This is a genomic window from Clostridia bacterium, assembly GCA_026414765.1.
Taxonomy (GTDB): Bacteria; Bacillota; Clostridia; order Acetivibrionales; family DSM-27016; genus SKW86.
In genome coordinates, this window is the sequence record JAOAIJ010000011.1 from 13,485 (window position 1) to 30,850 (window position 17,366).

Genomic DNA, 17,366 nt, shown 5'->3' on the forward strand with positions numbered 1-17,366 from the left:
TATGGAAGGGAGAATAAACCTTCTTGACTGTTCAATTGAAGAACTTGAAAGGTTACTGACAGAAATGGGTCAACAGAGATTCAGGGCAAAACAGATTTTTCAGTGGTTACATAAGGGTGTAACAGAAATTGACAGTATGTCAAACCTTTCAAAGGAATTAAGAGAAGCGTTAAAGGAAAAAGCGTATATTAGCATGTTGAAAGTGCATCAAAAGCTTGTATCGGAAATAGATGGCACGATAAAATATCTTTTCGAGCTTGACGACAGAAATGTTATCGAAAGTGTACTGATGGAGTATAAACACGGTTATACTGCCTGTATATCTTCACAAATAGGATGCCGTATGGGTTGCAGGTTTTGCGCGTCGACAGGTATAGGTTTTGACAGGCACCTGACTGCAGGAGAACTTTTGGGGCAGATTTTGACCATACAGACTGATACCGGAAAAAGGATCGGCAATATAGTTATGATGGGTATTGGCGAACCTCTGGATAATTATGAAAATGTCCTTAAATTTTTGAGGCTGGTAAACCATCAGGAAGGAATAAATATTGGATTCAGACACATTTCGATTTCAACATGCGGTCTTGTTCCGGAAATACTGAAGCTATCAAAGGAAAATATTCCTATTACCCTGTCTATTTCTCTTCACGCGCCAAACGACGAGATACGGGAAAATATTATGCCTATAAATAAAAAGTACTCTATTGACAAAATAATTGAAGCATGTAAGATATATACAGAGGCGACAAAGAGGAGAATAACCTTTGAATACGCATTGATTCAGGGTATTAATGATTCCAGGGATAACGCCTGTGAACTGGCAAAAAGGATAAAAGGCATATTATGCCATGTCAATCTTATTCCAGTGAACACGGTCACAGGGATTGATATGAGAAAGAGTAACAGGAAGCAGATAGAACAGTTCAGGTCTGTTTTGGAGAATAATGGCATAGAAGCAACTGTAAGACGCGAACTAGGAAGTGATATTAATGCAGCATGCGGGCAGCTCAGAAGAAGCCGTACAAACAGTTAATAAATAAAATTTAGTATATACAGGGTTTTGCTATAAGCAGAGGGTATGTGGCTTGGCAAAATTTCTTTATTATTAAAGGAGATTGACATACTTTGTTGAGTATAAAAACTATATTCTCTTTAAATAGATTTTGTATATAATTAGTATTGAGTGGTTAGTATTTCTTTTGTATTTATCATCTGATATTCAGGAGTGATATTTTTGCGATTTGGGGTTAAAAGTGACAAGGGAATGGTAAGAGAGATAAATGAAGATAGCTACAACATTATTGCAGGCTACTCCGAGATACCTGTTGCCTTTATTATTGCCGATGGCATGGGGGGACATAATTCCGGCGAAATAGCAAGTAAAATGGCTGTAGAATATATCAGTAACAGTGTCATGAATATCTCTAAAGATTTTGAGAATTCCGATATTGCCGAAACAATTAAAGGATTTATGGAGAAGGCAAATGCAGATGTATATAAAGCTTCACAGGAGCATGAAGATAATTTTGGAATGGGTACAACCCTCATTACAGCACTTGTATATCAGAAGAAGATGTATATTGGTCATGTAGGTGACAGCAGGGTATACCTGATCAGAGAAAACAGAATAGAGCGTTTAACTACAGACCACTCTTTTATAGAAGAATTAATCAAAAGCGGAACATTAACAAGAGAAGAAGCGGAAAATCACCCCAAAAAAAATATTATTACAAGAGCGCTTGGATGTTCTGAAGATATACAGGTAGATACTTATATAGCCGACATAATGAGTGATGATACTTTTATTTTGTGTACAGACGGACTTTCAAACATGTTGGATGATGACGAAATAATGGAAATAGTAAAAGCTAACGATGAACCTGCTGCAGTATGTGAGAAACTGGTGGATGCAGCTAATAAAAATGGCGGTGAAGATAATATTACTGTTATTTTGATTAAGAACGATTAATGGAAATAGGCAAAGGAAACCGGAACTGTTTCACTTTACTTCCAGCCTATATCCTATAGCCGAACCGGAGGTTAATTATTATGGAAGGTCAAATTCTGGGAAATAGATATGAATTGATGGAGAAGATCGGTGGCGGCGGAATGGCTTTAGTTTATAAAGCTAAATGCCAGCTGCTTAACAGATATGTTGCAGTGAAAATCCTTAGGCCTGAATTTACAAATGATGAAGAATTTGTAAAAAGGTTTCGTATAGAAGCTCAGTCAGCAGCGAGTTTATCACATCCCAACATAGTTTCTATTTATGATGTAGGACATGATGGAGATGTTCACTATATCATAATGGAATATATTGACGGTATTACTCTTAAGGAGTATATACAGCAGAAGGGTGTACTAGGCTGGAAAGAAGCAGTCAATATATCCATACAGATTTGCTCGGCAATAGAGACAGCGCATAGAAATCATATAGTGCACAGGGACATAAAGCCACATAATATCCTACTTACAAGGGAAGGTATTGCAAAAGTAACTGACTTCGGTATAGCAAGGGCTGTTTCATCTTCTACAATTACAATGGTAGGGAGCACGATCGGTTCAGTTCACTATTTTTCACCTGAGCAGGCAAGAGGCGGTTTTATTGATGAAAAGTCTGATCTTTACTCAATGGGAATAGCTTTGTATGAAATGGTAACAGGAAGAGTTCCTTTTGACGGGGAAACTCCTGTTGCAATTGCATTGAAGCATATACAGGACGAGGCAGTTCAGCCCGTAGGTATTGATGCAGGCATACCTATTGGTGTCAATGAAATTATTATGAAGGCAATTAAGAAAGACCAAAATAAACGTTACCAGAGTGCTTCAGAGTTTTTAGGCGATCTGTATAAGGTTCTGAAAGAGCCTTTAGGAGGGTTTGTTGTAGAGAATAGTATTGAAAGCTCCCCTACAAGGCGCGTTCAAGCCATTAGCGAGGAAAATCTTATTAAGAAGGAAGAATATCTGATCAAAGATAGGGTAGAGGAAACTGCAAAAAAAGGGAAAAAAGACGATAAACTGACCTATTGGCTTGCGGGGATTACTTCTGTCATTATTATGGTAATTTTTATCGTTATCGGCTATAAGATAGTTATGCCTGTAGTTACCGGTGATAGTGAGAAGAATAATTTTAAAATGGAATATTATGTAGGACAAAACATTGAAACTGTCGAATCAAAGTTAATTGAGGCAGGTATAAAGGATATTATTATAAAGGAAGAAGCCAGTGAAAGTATAGAAAAAGGGTTAATCATCTCCCAAAGTCCGGATAAGGATACACCATTGAAGGTAGATGGCTTTCACAAGATCGAATTTGTTGTAAGTAAAGGTCCTGATCTTATAAAACTATCGGATTTCAAGGGGAAGGATCCGAGGGATGTTGAAACCGATCTGCAAACTATGGGGCTTGAATACACAGAAGTTCTGGAAAACAGTGATACAATAGCTGAAGGCAGAGTAACAAGGTCAAACCCCGGTCCGGATGGTGAAGTCAGAAAGGGCGATACAGTAACGGTATATGTCAGTAAAGGCCCCGAAGAAAAACTAACTAAGGTCCCTAATCTGATTGGGAGGACACAGAAAGAAGCGATAAGACTTCTTCTGGGTGCAAAGCTTGCCATAGGGGATACTTTTCCTGAGGAGGGAAGTAATTTTGAAGCGAAAATAGTCAAGCAGAACCCTACTGCCGACTCGACAGCAAAGGAAGGGGATGCCGTAGATATCTATTTTGAAACCGATACCGGCTCACAAGATACACAGCAGGTATTCTCCATAAGCTTGCCAAATCCTGATGAATACAAAGACAGGGTGAGAGTGTTGATTGAGATTACTCCTTCTGACACTGGTACGCCAAAGGTTATATTCAATCAGGAAAAAAACAAGAGTGAGTTTCCCTTTGATTTGCAAATACCCATTCCTGCGGGAGGGTCTACCAAGGTAGTGTTACACCTGGATGACAAGCCTCCTTCAGAGTTTACTATGCGTTAATCTACCGGAGGTATTATTTTGCCAACAGGTACTATTATAAAAGGAATTGGCGGTTTTTATTATGTTAAGACCGATGAAGGAATATATGAATGTAAAGCAAGGGGAATATTCAGAAAAGAAAATCTGACACCTCTTCCTGGGGATAAAGTTTCTATAGTAATTGATAAAACCGGCAGCAAAGGCAGTATAGATGAAATACTCCCCAGAGAAACCGAGCTGGTGAGACCTGCAGTTTCAAATGTTAACCAGATGATAGTCGTTGTAGCAGCAAAATCTCCGGCTCCTGACCTTGTTTTACTGGATAAGCTCCTTATTACCGCAGAATTGAAGGGCATATCGACAGTTATATGCCTTAATAAGATTGATCTGGATGAAAGCAAGGAATATTTGGAATTTATGGAGTCCTATAAAAAAGCCGGGTACGAGGTAATAAAATCAAGTTCAAAAGCAAATGAAGGATATGAGGAGCTTTTAAAAATCCTCAAAGGTAAAATCACTGTCTTTGCAGGACAGTCAGGTGTGGGAAAATCTACAATTCTTAACAGGCTTATGAAGAGTAGTATCATGCAGACTGGAGATGTCAGCCAGAAAATTGAAAGAGGAAAACATACTACACGTCACGCAGAGCTGGTTGAATTAAGTTCAGGAGGTTATATAGTAGATACTCCTGGATTCAGTTCTTTTGAACTGACTGAGATTGAGCATATAGACCTTGAGCTTTACTACCCTGAGTTTTCTCAGTTTATAAACAGATGCAGATTTACAGGCTGCAGTCACATAAGTGAGCCGGATTGCCTGGTGAAACAGGCAGTTGATGACAATATCATAGATAGGGGAAGATATGAGCGCTACATAACGCTTTATAATCTGCTAAAAGAAAATAGGTTATATAGAGGAAAAGGAAATAAACAACAAGGGAAGTGTCGAAAATGATAAAAATCGCACCATCAATCCTGGCGGCAGATTTTTCTAAGCTAGGGGAAGAAATAAAGAAAGTGGAAGCTGCCGGGGCAGATATGATACATATAGATGTTATGGATGGACATTTTGTACCAAATATCACTATAGGGCCGCCGGTAGTAAAGTCACTGCGCAACATAACAAAATTGCCTTTTGATGTGCATCTTATGATAGAAAAGCCTGACGAATATATAGACAGCTTTGCTGATGCAGGTGCGGATATAATAACTGTCCATGCGGAAGCCAGCCGTCATTTAAACCGCTCTGTACAACGGATAAAACAAAGGGGAATGAAGGCATGTGTTGCATTGAATCCTGGGACTCCGCTTACAGCTCTGGATTGGATTATAAGCGAGCTGGATATGGTTTTGATTATGACTGTAAATCCAGGGTTTGGCGGGCAAACATATATCAATGGAATGACTGATAAGGTAAAAGAATTAAAGATGCTTAAAACAAGAAAAGGTTTGAAAATAGATATTCAGGTAGATGGCGGAATAGACCTGGCCAATATATATAAAGTTACTGAAGCAGGTGCAAATATTATAGTGGCGGGCTCTACAGTTTATAATGCTGCCGATACTTATGAAATTATTAGGGAACTTAAGGAAATAGCATTTAGAAAGTCTTTATAGGGGTGTCATTATGTCACGGATATTAGTGGCTGACGATTCATATTTTGCTATAAAAAATTTAAAACAGATACTGACAAAAGCAGGACATGAAATAGTAGCTGAAGTTACAGATGGTGAACAGGCTTGCAGAGAATACCGTAAGCACAAGCCTGATTTGGTCACTATTGATATTACTATGCCTGTAATGGGTGGTCTTAAGGCTATCAGAGATATTATAAGGGAATTTCCTGATGCAAAAATTGTAGTAATCAGTGCCAGTACAGTAGGGCAGGTTGTATTTGAGGCATTGCAAAACGGTGCAAGACACTACATTTTTAAGCCTTTCTATCCAGATGAGATTATAAATGTAATTGATAAGGTACTGAAGGAAGAACATGTGTAATAAAATAGGAAAAAAGATGACAGCAGTTATAGTATGCAACGGGTGTATCAGGGATTACTCATATTATGAAAAGTACTTTTCTGAAGCAGAATTTGTTATCGGGGTTGACGGAGGAGCTATGCACTTGCGTAAATTCGGTATACAGCCTGATCTTATGCTGGGGGATTTTGATTCCATAAATGAAGAAGATATGGGATTTTTCAGGGGGATCGGAACTGAGATAATGACATTTCCGGCAGAAAAGGACATGACTGATACAGAACTAGCCCTAAATGTAGCTGTTGACAGGGGCTACAAAAAAATACTCATTATCGGCGGATTAGGTACGAGGGCAGATCACTCATTATCCAATATTTTCTTGCTGAAGCATTTGCATGAAAAGAACATTAAAGGTGTTATAGTGGATGAGCATAACGAAATAGTGCTGATAGACGGCAAAATAGAATTAAGAAGAGAGAAAAACGTTAAGGTTACCTTGATTCCATTATCAGAAAAAGTTGAAGGTGTCACTACAAAAGGCTTGTACTACCCCTTAGATGAAGCAACTATTGAAATGGGTTCCACCTGGGGAGTAAGTAATGAATTTGCAGATGATATTGCAGAAGTAACAATTAAAAAAGGTCTGATGCTGATCATAAAAGCAAGAGATTAAATCTCCTGCTTTTTTGCTTTGAAGGGAAGATATTATCTGTAATTGTCAGGGCCTATAAAAACATACTAAAGGAATGGCTGTTAGCAGCCATTCCTTTTTTGATGTAAGAAACTATCAGATAAATATAAAAAGTTAATTAAGTTCTGTCATAAATTTGGACAAAGTTAAATATTTATATAAATAAGACAAAGGGGGAATTATTTTGAATACAAAGGAAAAAAATTTTAAAAATCAATCATCTGTAGAAAAGGATATTTTGCCCTTCCTTTCATATAATATCCGAAGTATTCTAACACAAATAAACCAGAATAAGACAGACTGCTTTGAAGAAATCCGTTTACGGGCGGAGAAGCCTTTGATGATACAAGGATCAAATATCGATTGGTTTGTAGACAAGGATGGGAAACTGACTGAAAAAGCAGATAACCCTTATATTGTTGGACAAGAAGATATTGTTAAAACTCTGGAACTTATGAGTGAGAATTCTATTTACGCGTATCAGGAGGAAATAAGAAGTGGTTTTATAACGTTAAAGGGCGGACATAGAGTGGGTATTTGTGGCAAAGCTGTTATTGAAGGGAATTATGTAAAGAATATTAAAGACATATCAGGTATGAATATAAGGCTTTCAAAAGAAATTTCAGGATGTTCTTCCGGAATAATCAGATTCATATTGGATAGTAACAAAAGTGTATATAACACGTTGATTGTTTCACCTCCCCAGTGCGGAAAGACAACCATATTAAGGGATATTGCCAGGACTATCAGTGATGGGACGCTTAGTTTCAAGGGTCTGAAAGTAGGGATTGTGGACGAACGATCTGAAATTGCCGCCTGTTATAGGGGAATACCTCAAAACAATGTAGGAGTGAGGACGGATGTGCTTGACGGCTGTCCTAAAACTGTGGGTATGTCCATGATGCTGCGGTCAATGTCTCCTCAGGTAATGATAACAGATGAAATAGGCAATCAGGGTGATAAGGAAGCTGTAATGAAAGTAATAAATGCAGGTATTAAAATAATTACCACAGCCCATGGATACAACATATCTGAATTGAAGACCCGCCAGGAAGTGCTGAGTCTTATTGAAGAAGGGATATTTGAGAGATATATTGTACTTAGCCGTGCAAAAGGGCCGGGAACTCTTGAGGAGATTATTGAGGGGAACTCAATGAAAATGATTTATGGGAGAGATACATTATGATACTTAAGGTTATAGGCAGTCTGATCATAATACTGGCTTCATCTTTCCTAGGATATTCATTTTCAAGAGACTGTTCAAAAAGGCCGCAGGAATTAAGAGCTTTACAGACAATGCTTAAAATGTTTGAAAATGAGATAATTTTTTTATCCAATATACTTTCTGATGCCTTTGAAAAGATCAGTAGAAGCAATAAATCTCAAGCAGCAGATTTTTTCAGAAATACAGTTGAAATTCTGAAAAATGAAAAAAGCTTGAATGCATCAGATGCTTGGGAAAAGGCTGTAAAAAATTCCATAGGGAAAACTTCGCTAAACAGGGAGGATGAAGAAATCCTTGTCTCCTTCGGCAGAATGCTTGGTAGTTCAGATGTGGAGGGGCAGATAAAAAATATCGAGATGACCGTAAACCAATTAAAGCTACAGGAATATAAGGCAGAGGAAGCAAAAAAGAAATATGAGACCCTGTATAAAACCCTTGGTGTGCTTGGGGGTCTGACAATTGTAATAGTTTTAGTTTAGATGACGGAAAGTAAAATTCTATAATTATGGGTATAAAACCAGGGTCTATAGAAATAAAGATTAGTATTGATAAAAGTGAGGGGACAGATGAGGTTATGGGGATAGATTTGATTTTCAGAATAGCGGCAATAGGCATATTGGTTGCCATATTGAATCAAGTGCTGATCAGATCAGGCAGGGAGGAAATTGCAATGATGACTACTATAACCGGGCTGCTTGTTGTTCTTGCTATGGTTGCAAAAGAGATTGTAGGACTGTTCAATACTGTCAGAACACTCTTTCAATTTTAAGAACGGGGGATAAAAGTGGAAATACTACAGATTGTTGGGTTAGGTATAGTTGCTTCTGTACTGATAGTAGTATTGAAGGCACAAAAACCGGAAATGGCAGTCCAGGTCAGCATAATAACAGGCGTAATTGTTTTTGTTCTTATTGCCGGAAAAATCTCTGCTGTTATAGGACTCCTGGACAGTTATACCAGAAAAGCACATATCGATTTTGAATACTTTACTACATTGCTGAAAATTATTGGAATAGCATATATCGCGGAGTTCGGAGCTGAAGTATGCAAGGATGCGGGAGAGAGCTCAATAGCATCTAAAATAGAACTGGCAGCAAAAGTCATCATTATTGTAATTGCTGTACCAATAATAACTTCACTGCTGGATCTTATCATAAAAATAATGCCATAAGATAAGGGTGGGTAAAATGGTTAATAGATACAAAAGACGATTCAGGTTACTTGTTTTTGTGGTTATGTTACTAACCACATTCATATTAATGGTATCTTTGACATATGCTGAAGAACAATCTGAAGCAGAAAAGTCTCAGGTTAACGATTCTGGCATAACTGGTGAAATTCTTGACCAGCAGGTGGAAAGCAGTAATATTGAAAAGATTCAAGGAGAGATGAACAAACACTCAAATGAGGGAGTAAGAGAGATAATACCTGATTATGATCCGCAGAGAATTGTGAGTGATGCACTAAAAGGGAAGTTTGAGTTCAGTTTTTCCGGCTTTTTCAATGCCATAATGAAATATGTCTTTAAAGAACTATACTTTAATGTGGATGTATTGATCAAACTTATTATTTTGGTAATCTTCTGTGCTATCCTACGGAATCTGCAAACATCATTCCTCAGTGAAAGTGTCGGGGAACTTGCTTTTTATGCCTGCTATATAGTACTTGTATCGGTAATGATTATCAGCCTTGATACAGCTTTGGATCTAGGCAGGGATATAATTGACAAAATGGTAAGTTTCATGCACGCCTCAATACCCGTACTGATAACCCTCCTGGTTTCAGGCGGAAATTTTACTTCAGCGGGTATTTTCCAGCCGATATTGATTGTGATTGTTGAGATATCGGCAACGGTAATCCGTAATGTTTTTCTTCCATTGATTTTTCTTTCAGTAATATTATCTGTAGTTGACAATATTTCGGACAAGATTCAGGTATCCAGGCTGGCACAATTTTTGAAACAAGTCAGTGGATGGGCTCTTGGACTGATACTTACAGTATTCATAGGAGTGATATCGATACAGGGTTCGCTGGGGGCAGTAGTAGATGGGGTTACAAGCAAGACAGCAAAATTTGCAATCGGAGCATTGATTCCTGTAGCCGGAAAATACCTGGCAGATGCAGCAGATGCGGTTGTTGGTTGTACTTTATTAATAAAAAATGCTGCGGGTATTGCGACTATGATAGGCATAATAGCCATTTGCATCGTACCGCTCCTAAAAATTTTTGTATTACTGCTCTTATACAGAATTACTTGTATTCTTATAGAACCCATTGCAGAAAAGCGGATTACCAATTGTATAAATGAAATGGCCGGCTCACTGACCTTTATTTTCGGTCTGGTTGCAGCAGTATCTTTCATGTTTCTTATTTCCATAACTGTAATAATAAGCGCAAGCAACATAAGTACAATGATCAGATAAGGGGGAGGCAAATGGTTGATTTTATACGCTCATGGGTTTTTAATGTGGTGACGTTAGTTATTTTCATTGTACTTATTGAAATTCTCACACCTTCAGGGAAAACCAAAAAGTTTATTAGCCTGGTTTCAGGCTTCATACTTTTAGTAGCAATACTAAACCCGCTTCTGGGAATATTCGATAAGGGGGTGGATCTAAAAGATATCAGAATATCTGACAGTAATTTTATTGACAAACAGGAAATAGAAACAAGCAGCAAAATCTTAAATGAGAGTCAGACAAAACAAATTATCAAAGCCTACAGAAAAAAACTTATCGGGCAGTTGGAAGACTGTACTGCAGATATCAAAGGCGTTTCAGGCGTCAAGGCGGATGTATTAATAAACGAGGATATAAATTCGAAAAGCTTCGGAGAAATAAAAAGAGCATATTTTGTTCTCGTTCCTGGTGAAAAAAATGAAGCTATAAAGCCGGTGGCAAAAGTAGGGAGAATTCAGATAAAAATGGGGGAGGAGGCGGAAAAAACTAGTGTACCGGTTGACGGAGAAACTAAAAAACAGATAGAAAGCAGAGTAAATAAGATATTTGGACTGGAAAAGGAGAATGTTGTAATTACTGTGCAGGAAAACAGATGAGACGGCAAATTTAAAGACACACTGGATAATTGTCGTATTAGGGAGGCCATGATGGGATTTTTTGAAAGAGTTATTGAAAAAGTAAAGGATTTTATGGGTGGGAAGATTAAGAAAAGAGTAGTGGAGAATTCTGTTATAGTGATAATAATTGGCATAATTATTGTGATTGCGGGAAGTACTTTGTTCGACGGAAAAAAAGATGAGGAACCCAAACCCATTAAAAATGAAGATTCTTCAGCGCAGGAAGTAAGTAAGATTATTGATGCAAGTGACAGTACGGAAATAGAAAAAAGGGTTGAAAAGGTATTATCACAGATAAACGGAGCAGGAAAGGTAACTGTACTGGTTACATATGCATCTGGTAAAGAGCTGGTTCCAGCTACTGATGTAAAGAAAACTGGGAATGACACAGCAGAGAAGGACAATGGAGGAGGAACCAGAAATATTAATCAGAGCGATTTTGAAAGCAGACTGGCTTATGAAGAAGAACAGGGCGGCAGCAAAAAGCCAATAATTATCAAGGAAATATTACCTGAGGTCAAGGGAGTGGTTGTTGTAGCGGATGGTGCTTCAGATCCCCGAGTGAAAGATGACTTGAGTAAAGCTGTAAGGGTACTAATGGATGTACCTTCCCATAAAATACAGGTGTTTGAAAGGACAAAGTGAAGCTTGTCATATAAGCCTTGGATATAAACAGTCATAAAGCGACAGTAAAATAATATTCTTAATTATTTAAAAGTGCGACATCTATAGATGGACACGTGAATATATATTAAATGAAACAAAACTAGGGGGGTTAGATATGGTAGTGTTTAAGAGAAAACAAATTGTGATTTTATCACTCGTACTTATGATAGTTGTTGCCGGTTATCTGAATTATTCCTACAAGCAAAGCAGTATTTCTACTTCCGATAAGGATGACGGAAAAGTCGGAGAAGCAATTTATGTAGATAATGACAAAGGTGTATTGGAAGAAAAGAAAGATGATAAGAATGACGGTAAGTCTTCAAATGTAGCTAAAGCATCCAAATATGCAGAGGACTTTTTTGCACAGGCAAAACTGGACAGGGAAATGACAAGAAGTAAGGATACAGATGCTCTGAAGGAAATTACAGAAGATCAGAATGCCAGTAAGGAATCAAAGAACAAAGCCCATGACCAAATGATAAAGATATTGGCAAATTCCGAAAAAGAAATGAAGATTGAACAAATAATTAAAGGCAAAGGCTTCAATGATTCTATAGTTCTTTTTGGAGATGACAACAGCATAGATATCTACGTAAAAGCGCCAAGTCTTTCAGCAGCTCAAATAGCATCCATTGCAGACGGTGCGTCAAGGCAGGCAAAAATACCTATGCATAAAATTGTAGTAAAAAATATATTTTAAAACAAAGTAAATCCTTATTGCTTGCTGTTTACTATTAATGATATAATTTTAACTTACAGAGAAATCATTGCATGACTTTAACTGGCAATTCACCTGTTGGGAGGGGATTATTTTTGGAAGAGATTACTCAAGCTGTTATGAATGAAATGGGAGCGATTAAGATATCGGAAGAAGTAGTTGCGATAATCGCTGGAATTGCTGCGACAGAGGTCCCGGGTGTAGCTGGTATGAGCGGAGGTATTGCCGGAGGTATTGCTGAGATGCTCGGTAGGAAAAACCTCTCAAAAGGGGTTAAAGTTGAAGTTGGTGAAAAAGAAGCAGCGATAGATTTATATATAATTGCCGAATACGGATGTAGAATCCCGGACGTTGCGTGGGATATCCAGGAAAAGGTGAAAAAATCGGTTCAGTCCATGACTGGACTTGATGTCGTAGAAGTAAACATACACATACAGGGTGTCAATATTGAAAAGGACCACAAGAAGGAGATTACCGAAGAGAATGTCAGAGTTAAGTAGGTATTGTTGACTTATCATATGACAGGCAATGGTATAAATGCCATAAATGAGTCAAAAATATTTTATATTAAAAGAAGTATAGTTTATTTGATATTCTCAATAACCCATTTAGGGAAAAACCAGTAGGAGTCAATTAATTACTATGGTTTTTCAGTATTAGGGTTTATTTTTTTAGAAATTTAGAATATAATGAAAATATATGATTAATAATGGTAAGTGGACTTGTTTTACTTCAGCAGTATGAATTGTTTAATATCAAACAAAGGATAAATATTAAGTGACTAAAGAGGTGGTATTGAGTATGAATATATTATTCAGAGTACTGCTGGCGATATATGGCATATGCTTGGCAATCATTGCAGCAGTTACTGCGGTAATTGCGGTTAAACCCCAAATATTCGATAATATTTTTAGCTATATTGAACTAAATGTTTTGGGAAGCAGCAACCGAAGAATTATAATGTTTTTATTAGCCCTCATTTTCTTTGTTGTTATTATTATGTTTCTGTTCTCTGGTTTCAAGAGTAACAAGGATAAAAAATCAGTTAGTAAGTATACTAATATTGGTGAGATAAAAATATCTCTTAACTCCATAGAAAGCATTGCCCTTGCTGCATCCAGAAAACTGAACGGTATAAAGGAAACGAAGGCCAGTGTCATCAGATATGACGATAGTGTATCAATAAGTATTAAAGCTGTGATACTTGGTGATATCAATATTCCTTCGCTTTCAGAAGATATTCAGGTGAAAGTAAAGAATTCGGTTGAAGATACGACAGGGATAAAAGTGAATGATGTAAGGGTAACCGTTGAGAATATATTTACTGGATTTAAGACATCCAGAGTAGAATGAATCGGGGGTAAAGGCAATGAATAAAGAAAAGTTGCTTCAATTTTACAGTTCTCACCGGGGTGGAGTAAATGGCGGTATCATTGGATTGATTATAGCTTGCGCCATATTGATTATCGGCTTTTTTAATACACTATTTATTGCAATATGTGTTGGAATAGGTTATTATATTGGGAAAAGGCTGTCAGAGGACAAGGATTATTTAAAAAACCTTTTGGACAGGGTTCTTCCTCCGGGAACGTACCGTTAGTGTACAGTTGTGATATTTATAGATAGCAGTTACATGCAGCAAAATATTTTTATTGATGCAGAAATACATATATTTTATGTTTTCAGTTGAATGTATATTAATTAGTAATAACTGTACATAGTACACTCTCAACTGTTAACTTATTAATGGGAGGTAATCATTTAATGGGACGAAGAGCATCCAGAGAAATTGCCATGAAGCTCTTATACCAGATGGAGATACAGAGAGAAGATAGGGAAGACCAGATACAGGCGGTTTTTGAGGAAAACGCTCTTGCAGAAAATGACAGGAAGTATGTTTCTGAAGTCATAAAAGGTGTTTCTGATAATCTATCTTTTATTGACGACATTATCGAAAAGTATTCCAAGGGCTGGAAAATAAGCAGGCTTTCAAAGGTAGACCTCTCAATTCTCAGATTGAGTATATTCGAGATAAGTTTCAGAAATGACATTCCATTTAACGTTTCAGTAAATGAAGCTGTAGAACTTGCAAAGAGGTATAGCAGTGAGGACGCCGGAGCTTTTGTAAACGGTATACTGGGGAAGGTTACCAAACAAAAAGAACTGCCGGTAGAATCCAAAGGAGAAGCATAAGCCTGAAAAGCAGTAAGTATTGGAAATTTGATATCTGAGTAAAAACCGGTAAATTAAATTCTTGCCGGTTTTTTTGCAATGTATGGATTACTTTATGGAGGAACAATGAATTATATCCTTTCTGTTTCGGAAGTTAACAAGTACATAAAAGAGTTGATTTCAAGGGACCTTGTTTTGTCAAATCTATGGATAAAAGGTGAAATATCGAACTATAAGCTTCATTATTCCGGACACATGTATTTTACCATTAAAGACCAGACAAGTATACTAAAGTGTGTTATGTTTAAAACATATGCATCTGCTTTGAAGTTTCAACCTGAAAACGGAATGAAGGTTATTATCAAAGGGAGTGTTTCGGTCTTTGAGCGGGATGGGCAGTATCAGCTTTATGCAGAGGGAATGCAGCCCGATGGTATAGGTGCTCTCCATATGGCGTTTGAACAATTGAAAAGGAAGCTTCAGGCTGAAGGTTTGTTTGATGCCATACATAAGAAAAAGCTACCGTTTCTGCCAAGACGGGTTGGAGTCGTTACATCGTCAACCGGTGCGGTTATCAGGGACATAATCAATGTAACAGGAAGAAGATTCAGAAATACGGAAATAAAATTGTTTCCTGTAGCTGTACAGGGAGAAGCGGCACCCGGGCAGATAGCCAATGCCTTAAGAAAGCTGAATGAAGCGAAATATGTAGATGTCATAATCATTGCCCGTGGGGGCGGGTCCCTGGAGGAACTTTGGGCTTTCAATGAAGAGATTGTTGCGAGAAGTATTTTTGAGTCTCAAATCCCTGTAATTTCTGCTGTGGGACATGAAACAGACTATACAATAGCAGACTTTGTTGCCGATATGCGTGCTCCGACGCCTTCGGCAGCTGCAGAAATAGTACTTCCAGAAAAAAAGGCTCTGAAGGAAAGGGTAAGTACCCTGGAATCGAGACTTAAGAATTCGATCGTTAATAATTTACGGAAAAACAAAGCGAAATATGAAAGACTAAGTGGTAGTATCGCTTTCAAACAGCCTTATGACAGAGTTTATCAGGAAAGAATGAGGTTGGATGTTCTCAATAAATACATGAACAGGGCGATACAGCAGGAATTGGATAAAATCAGAGCGGGGTTAGGCAATCTGGTAGCAAAGCTGGATGCACTGAGCCCCTTAAGTATTCTGGCAAGAGGTTATAGTGTAGTAAAATCAGCTAAAAATGATAAAATAATCAATGATATCAATGAAGTTAAGGTGCATGATGAACTTGCTATAGATATGAACAATGGGACTATTGAGTGTGTAGTGAAAGAGGTGAAGGCCTCAAAGAAAGATCAGAACTGAAATTTGGCTTGGGTGGAGAAAAATACAGGAGGTGCTAATACGATGAATAAAAACAAGAGTTTTGAAGACGCGATAAATGAACTTGAGGAAGTTGTTGAAAAGCTTGAAAAAGGAGAACTTCCTTTAGATGAATCAATAGAGGTTTTCCAGAAAGGAATAGAACTGTCCAAATATTGCAGTAAAAGGCTTGATGAAGTAGAAAAAAAGATAACCCTGCTGGTGGAGGATGAAAACGGCAACATTAAAGAAGAAGCATTTAGTATTCCGGAGGTATAGTATAGGATGGACTTTAAGCAAAAATACGGTGAATGGCTAAAAGTGATAGATGATGAACTGAATAGAATAATGGAAGTTGCTTGTAATAAAGAAATCTGCTATGAAAAGACTATATATGAAGCAATGAAGTACAGCCTTTTGGCAGGAGGAAAGAGACTGAGACCTGTACTTGCACTGGCAGTATGTGAACTGCTTGATGGCAAAATGGAGAATGTACTACCCTTTGCATGTGCTGTAGAAATGATTCATACATATTCGCTCATACATGATGATCTGCCTGCTATGGACAATGATGAATACAGGAGAGGGAGGCTGACAAACCACAAAGTCTTTGGGGAAGCAGCGGCCATACTTGCTGGTGATGCTCTTTTGAATTATGCGTTTGAACTTATGACTGAAAGTCCTTCAAAAGATGAAAATATACTGTATGCAAAAATAAAAGCTATGAATATTATTGCAAAATCGTCGGGTTCATCAGGAATGATTGGCGGACAAGTAGTGGATTTGGAATCCGAGGGTAAAAGTATAGGCGCCGACACTCTTGAATATATGCACAGATGCAAAACCGGCGCATTAATCAAAGCTCCTGTAATAGCATCAGCAATACTGTGCAATGCAGACAAGAGTGAGATGGATTCACTTGAAAAATATGCAGAACATATTGGGTTAGCTTTTCAAATAAAAGACGATATACTTGATGTTGAAGGTGATTTCAACGCGATGGGAAAAGAAGCCGGCAGCGATATGCAAAACCAGAAGTCAACCTTTATTACTATATATGGCCTGGACGAATCCAAAAGAATGCTTCAGCGCATTACAGATGAGGCAATTGAGAGTATTTCGATATTTGGGGAGAAGGCAATTTATCTAAAACAGCTTGCCAAGTATCTTATAAGCAGAAATAATTAAGCTTAAAACAGACATTTATAAAGTAGTAGTAAGCATATCAATGCTATTCCATAATAAAATTAAATATATGACACTTAACGTATCAATTCGAAGGATAGTAATTCTTTTATGATTTCAGTATATATGTTATAATTAGCAGGATTATGTATAAATAATGCTTATAAAACAGGGTGGTGCAGTATTCTAGTCAGAACTGCTGATTCTGAAGACGGGCCTAAAAATCCGTTTAAGGGCACATCGATGAAGTTCCTTGTGTCGGCTTGTTACGCCCAGTGGTGGGCTGATGCTGGGAGTTAAGGTTTAGGGGCGATCTGCAATGGCATGCAGGCGTTGACCCCTC

At 37.6% G+C, this 17,366-nt stretch carries 22 protein-coding genes; all 22 read left to right on the forward strand.

The window, feature by feature from the left end:
* The first annotated feature begins 1 nt into the window (after position 1).
* Complete coding sequence (rlmN, locus tag N3I35_02795) at positions 2-1,036, forward strand: 23S rRNA (adenine(2503)-C(2))-methyltransferase RlmN (protein MCX8129010.1); 1,035 nt, start codon at positions 2-4, stop codon at positions 1,034-1,036.
* Between the two features lie 192 nt (positions 1,037-1,228).
* A complete protein-coding gene (locus tag N3I35_02800; GenBank protein MCX8129011.1) occupies positions 1,229-1,972 on the forward strand; it encodes a Stp1/IreP family PP2C-type Ser/Thr phosphatase in 744 nt (247 codons plus the stop codon).
* Positions 1,973-2,052: 80 nt separating this feature from the next.
* Positions 2,053-3,990, forward strand: coding sequence for a Stk1 family PASTA domain-containing Ser/Thr kinase (pknB, locus tag N3I35_02805; GenBank protein ID MCX8129012.1), 1,938 nt, complete (start codon positions 2,053-2,055; stop codon positions 3,988-3,990).
* 18 nt (positions 3,991-4,008) lie between these two features.
* Positions 4,009-4,923, forward strand: coding sequence for a ribosome small subunit-dependent GTPase A (rsgA, locus tag N3I35_02810; protein MCX8129013.1), 915 nt, complete (start codon positions 4,009-4,011; stop codon positions 4,921-4,923).
* Positions 4,920-5,585: a ribulose-phosphate 3-epimerase gene (gene rpe / locus N3I35_02815; protein ID MCX8129014.1), complete on the forward strand. Its 666-nt coding sequence runs from the start codon at positions 4,920-4,922 to the stop codon at positions 5,583-5,585. Before rsgA ends, rpe begins: the two co-directional genes overlap by 4 nt.
* Before the next feature lie 10 nt (positions 5,586-5,595).
* On the forward strand, positions 5,596-5,967 hold the full coding sequence (locus tag N3I35_02820) for a response regulator (GenBank protein MCX8129015.1): 372 nt from the start codon (positions 5,596-5,598) through the stop codon (positions 5,965-5,967).
* Positions 5,960-6,619, forward strand: a complete 660-nt coding sequence (locus N3I35_02825; GenBank protein ID MCX8129016.1) for a thiamine diphosphokinase — start codon at positions 5,960-5,962, stop codon at positions 6,617-6,619. The genes N3I35_02820 and N3I35_02825 overlap by 8 nt, the downstream gene beginning before the upstream one ends.
* Positions 6,620-6,821: 202 nt before the next feature.
* Positions 6,822-7,823, forward strand: a complete 1,002-nt coding sequence (gene spoIIIAA / locus N3I35_02830; protein ID MCX8129017.1) for a stage III sporulation protein AA — start codon at positions 6,822-6,824, stop codon at positions 7,821-7,823.
* Positions 7,820-8,341 carry a stage III sporulation protein SpoIIIAB gene (spoIIIAB, locus tag N3I35_02835; GenBank protein ID MCX8129018.1) on the forward strand — a complete coding sequence of 174 codons (522 nt, stop codon included), beginning with the start codon at positions 7,820-7,822 and terminating at the stop codon, positions 8,339-8,341. Before spoIIIAA ends, spoIIIAB begins: the two co-directional genes overlap by 4 nt.
* A gap of 95 nt (positions 8,342-8,436) precedes the next feature.
* A complete protein-coding gene (spoIIIAC, locus tag N3I35_02840) occupies positions 8,437-8,631 on the forward strand; it encodes a stage III sporulation protein AC (protein ID MCX8129019.1) in 195 nt (64 codons plus the stop codon).
* A gap of 15 nt (positions 8,632-8,646) precedes the next feature.
* On the forward strand, positions 8,647-9,033 hold the full coding sequence (gene spoIIIAD / locus N3I35_02845; protein MCX8129020.1) for a stage III sporulation protein AD: 387 nt from the start codon (positions 8,647-8,649) through the stop codon (positions 9,031-9,033).
* A gap of 16 nt (positions 9,034-9,049) precedes the next feature.
* The gene (gene spoIIIAE / locus N3I35_02850; GenBank protein ID MCX8129021.1) at positions 9,050-10,285 is read left to right on the forward strand and encodes a stage III sporulation protein AE; all 1,236 of its coding nucleotides are present in this window, start codon (positions 9,050-9,052) and stop codon (positions 10,283-10,285) included.
* Positions 10,286-10,296: 11 nt separating this feature from the next.
* The gene (spoIIIAF, locus tag N3I35_02855) at positions 10,297-10,917 is read left to right on the forward strand and encodes a stage III sporulation protein AF (GenBank protein ID MCX8129022.1); all 621 of its coding nucleotides are present in this window, start codon (positions 10,297-10,299) and stop codon (positions 10,915-10,917) included.
* Between the two features lie 51 nt (positions 10,918-10,968).
* The gene (locus N3I35_02860) at positions 10,969-11,583 is read left to right on the forward strand and encodes a stage III sporulation protein AG (GenBank protein MCX8129023.1); all 615 of its coding nucleotides are present in this window, start codon (positions 10,969-10,971) and stop codon (positions 11,581-11,583) included.
* 136 nt (positions 11,584-11,719) lie between these two features.
* Positions 11,720-12,304 carry a SpoIIIAH-like family protein gene (locus N3I35_02865; protein ID MCX8129024.1) on the forward strand — a complete coding sequence of 195 codons (585 nt, stop codon included), beginning with the start codon at positions 11,720-11,722 and terminating at the stop codon, positions 12,302-12,304.
* A 137-nt stretch (positions 12,305-12,441) separates the two neighbouring features.
* Positions 12,442-12,822: an Asp23/Gls24 family envelope stress response protein gene (locus tag N3I35_02870; GenBank protein MCX8129025.1), complete on the forward strand. Its 381-nt coding sequence runs from the start codon at positions 12,442-12,444 to the stop codon at positions 12,820-12,822.
* Positions 12,823-13,123: 301 nt separating this feature from the next.
* Complete coding sequence (gene amaP / locus N3I35_02875) at positions 13,124-13,675, forward strand: alkaline shock response membrane anchor protein AmaP (GenBank protein MCX8129026.1); 552 nt, start codon at positions 13,124-13,126, stop codon at positions 13,673-13,675.
* 16 nt (positions 13,676-13,691) lie between these two features.
* Positions 13,692-13,922, forward strand: coding sequence for a DUF2273 domain-containing protein (locus N3I35_02880; protein MCX8129027.1), 231 nt, complete (start codon positions 13,692-13,694; stop codon positions 13,920-13,922).
* 164 nt (positions 13,923-14,086) lie between these two features.
* On the forward strand, positions 14,087-14,515 hold the full coding sequence (gene nusB / locus N3I35_02885) for a transcription antitermination factor NusB (GenBank protein ID MCX8129028.1): 429 nt from the start codon (positions 14,087-14,089) through the stop codon (positions 14,513-14,515).
* A gap of 105 nt (positions 14,516-14,620) precedes the next feature.
* Positions 14,621-15,841, forward strand: a complete 1,221-nt coding sequence (gene xseA, locus N3I35_02890; protein MCX8129029.1) for an exodeoxyribonuclease VII large subunit — start codon at positions 14,621-14,623, stop codon at positions 15,839-15,841.
* Positions 15,842-15,883: 42 nt separating this feature from the next.
* Positions 15,884-16,117 carry an exodeoxyribonuclease VII small subunit gene (xseB, locus tag N3I35_02895; protein ID MCX8129030.1) on the forward strand — a complete coding sequence of 78 codons (234 nt, stop codon included), beginning with the start codon at positions 15,884-15,886 and terminating at the stop codon, positions 16,115-16,117.
* A 6-nt stretch (positions 16,118-16,123) separates the two neighbouring features.
* Positions 16,124-17,026, forward strand: a complete 903-nt coding sequence (locus N3I35_02900) for a polyprenyl synthetase family protein (protein ID MCX8129031.1) — start codon at positions 16,124-16,126, stop codon at positions 17,024-17,026.
* Positions 17,027-17,366 lie beyond the last annotated feature (340 nt).

Excerpts from the sequence above, each read along its gene's own strand:
- N3I35_02820 (MCX8129015.1), top strand. The coding sequence starts at position 5,596 with ATGTCACGGATATTAGTGGCTGACGATTCATATTTTGCTATAAAAAAT.
- N3I35_02860 (MCX8129023.1), top strand. The coding sequence starts at position 10,969 with ATGGGATTTTTTGAAAGAGTTATTGAAAAAGTAAAGGATTTTATGGGT.
- nusB (MCX8129028.1), top strand. The coding sequence starts at position 14,087 with ATGGGACGAAGAGCATCCAGAGAAATTGCCATGAAGCTCTTATACCAG.
- spoIIIAF (MCX8129022.1), top strand. The coding sequence starts at position 10,297 with ATGGTTGATTTTATACGCTCATGGGTTTTTAATGTGGTGACGTTAGTT.
- amaP (MCX8129026.1), top strand. The coding sequence starts at position 13,124 with ATGAATATATTATTCAGAGTACTGCTGGCGATATATGGCATATGCTTG.
- N3I35_02825 (MCX8129016.1), top strand. The coding sequence starts at position 5,960 with ATGTGTAATAAAATAGGAAAAAAGATGACAGCAGTTATAGTATGCAAC.
- N3I35_02880 (MCX8129027.1), top strand. The coding sequence starts at position 13,692 with ATGAATAAAGAAAAGTTGCTTCAATTTTACAGTTCTCACCGGGGTGGA.
- N3I35_02865 (MCX8129024.1), top strand. The coding sequence starts at position 11,720 with ATGGTAGTGTTTAAGAGAAAACAAATTGTGATTTTATCACTCGTACTT.
- N3I35_02900 (MCX8129031.1), top strand. The coding sequence starts at position 16,124 with ATGGACTTTAAGCAAAAATACGGTGAATGGCTAAAAGTGATAGATGAT.
- rpe (MCX8129014.1), top strand. The coding sequence starts at position 4,920 with ATGATAAAAATCGCACCATCAATCCTGGCGGCAGATTTTTCTAAGCTA.
- spoIIIAC (MCX8129019.1), top strand. The coding sequence starts at position 8,437 with ATGGGGATAGATTTGATTTTCAGAATAGCGGCAATAGGCATATTGGTT.
- pknB (MCX8129012.1), top strand. The coding sequence starts at position 2,053 with ATGGAAGGTCAAATTCTGGGAAATAGATATGAATTGATGGAGAAGATC.
- N3I35_02870 (MCX8129025.1), top strand. The coding sequence starts at position 12,442 with ATGAATGAAATGGGAGCGATTAAGATATCGGAAGAAGTAGTTGCGATA.
- spoIIIAE (MCX8129021.1), top strand. The coding sequence starts at position 9,050 with ATGGTTAATAGATACAAAAGACGATTCAGGTTACTTGTTTTTGTGGTT.
- spoIIIAB (MCX8129018.1), top strand. The coding sequence starts at position 7,820 with ATGATACTTAAGGTTATAGGCAGTCTGATCATAATACTGGCTTCATCT.
- rlmN (MCX8129010.1), top strand. The coding sequence starts at position 2 with ATGGAAGGGAGAATAAACCTTCTTGACTGTTCAATTGAAGAACTTGAA.
- xseB (MCX8129030.1), top strand. The coding sequence starts at position 15,884 with ATGAATAAAAACAAGAGTTTTGAAGACGCGATAAATGAACTTGAGGAA.
- xseA (MCX8129029.1), top strand. The coding sequence starts at position 14,621 with ATGAATTATATCCTTTCTGTTTCGGAAGTTAACAAGTACATAAAAGAG.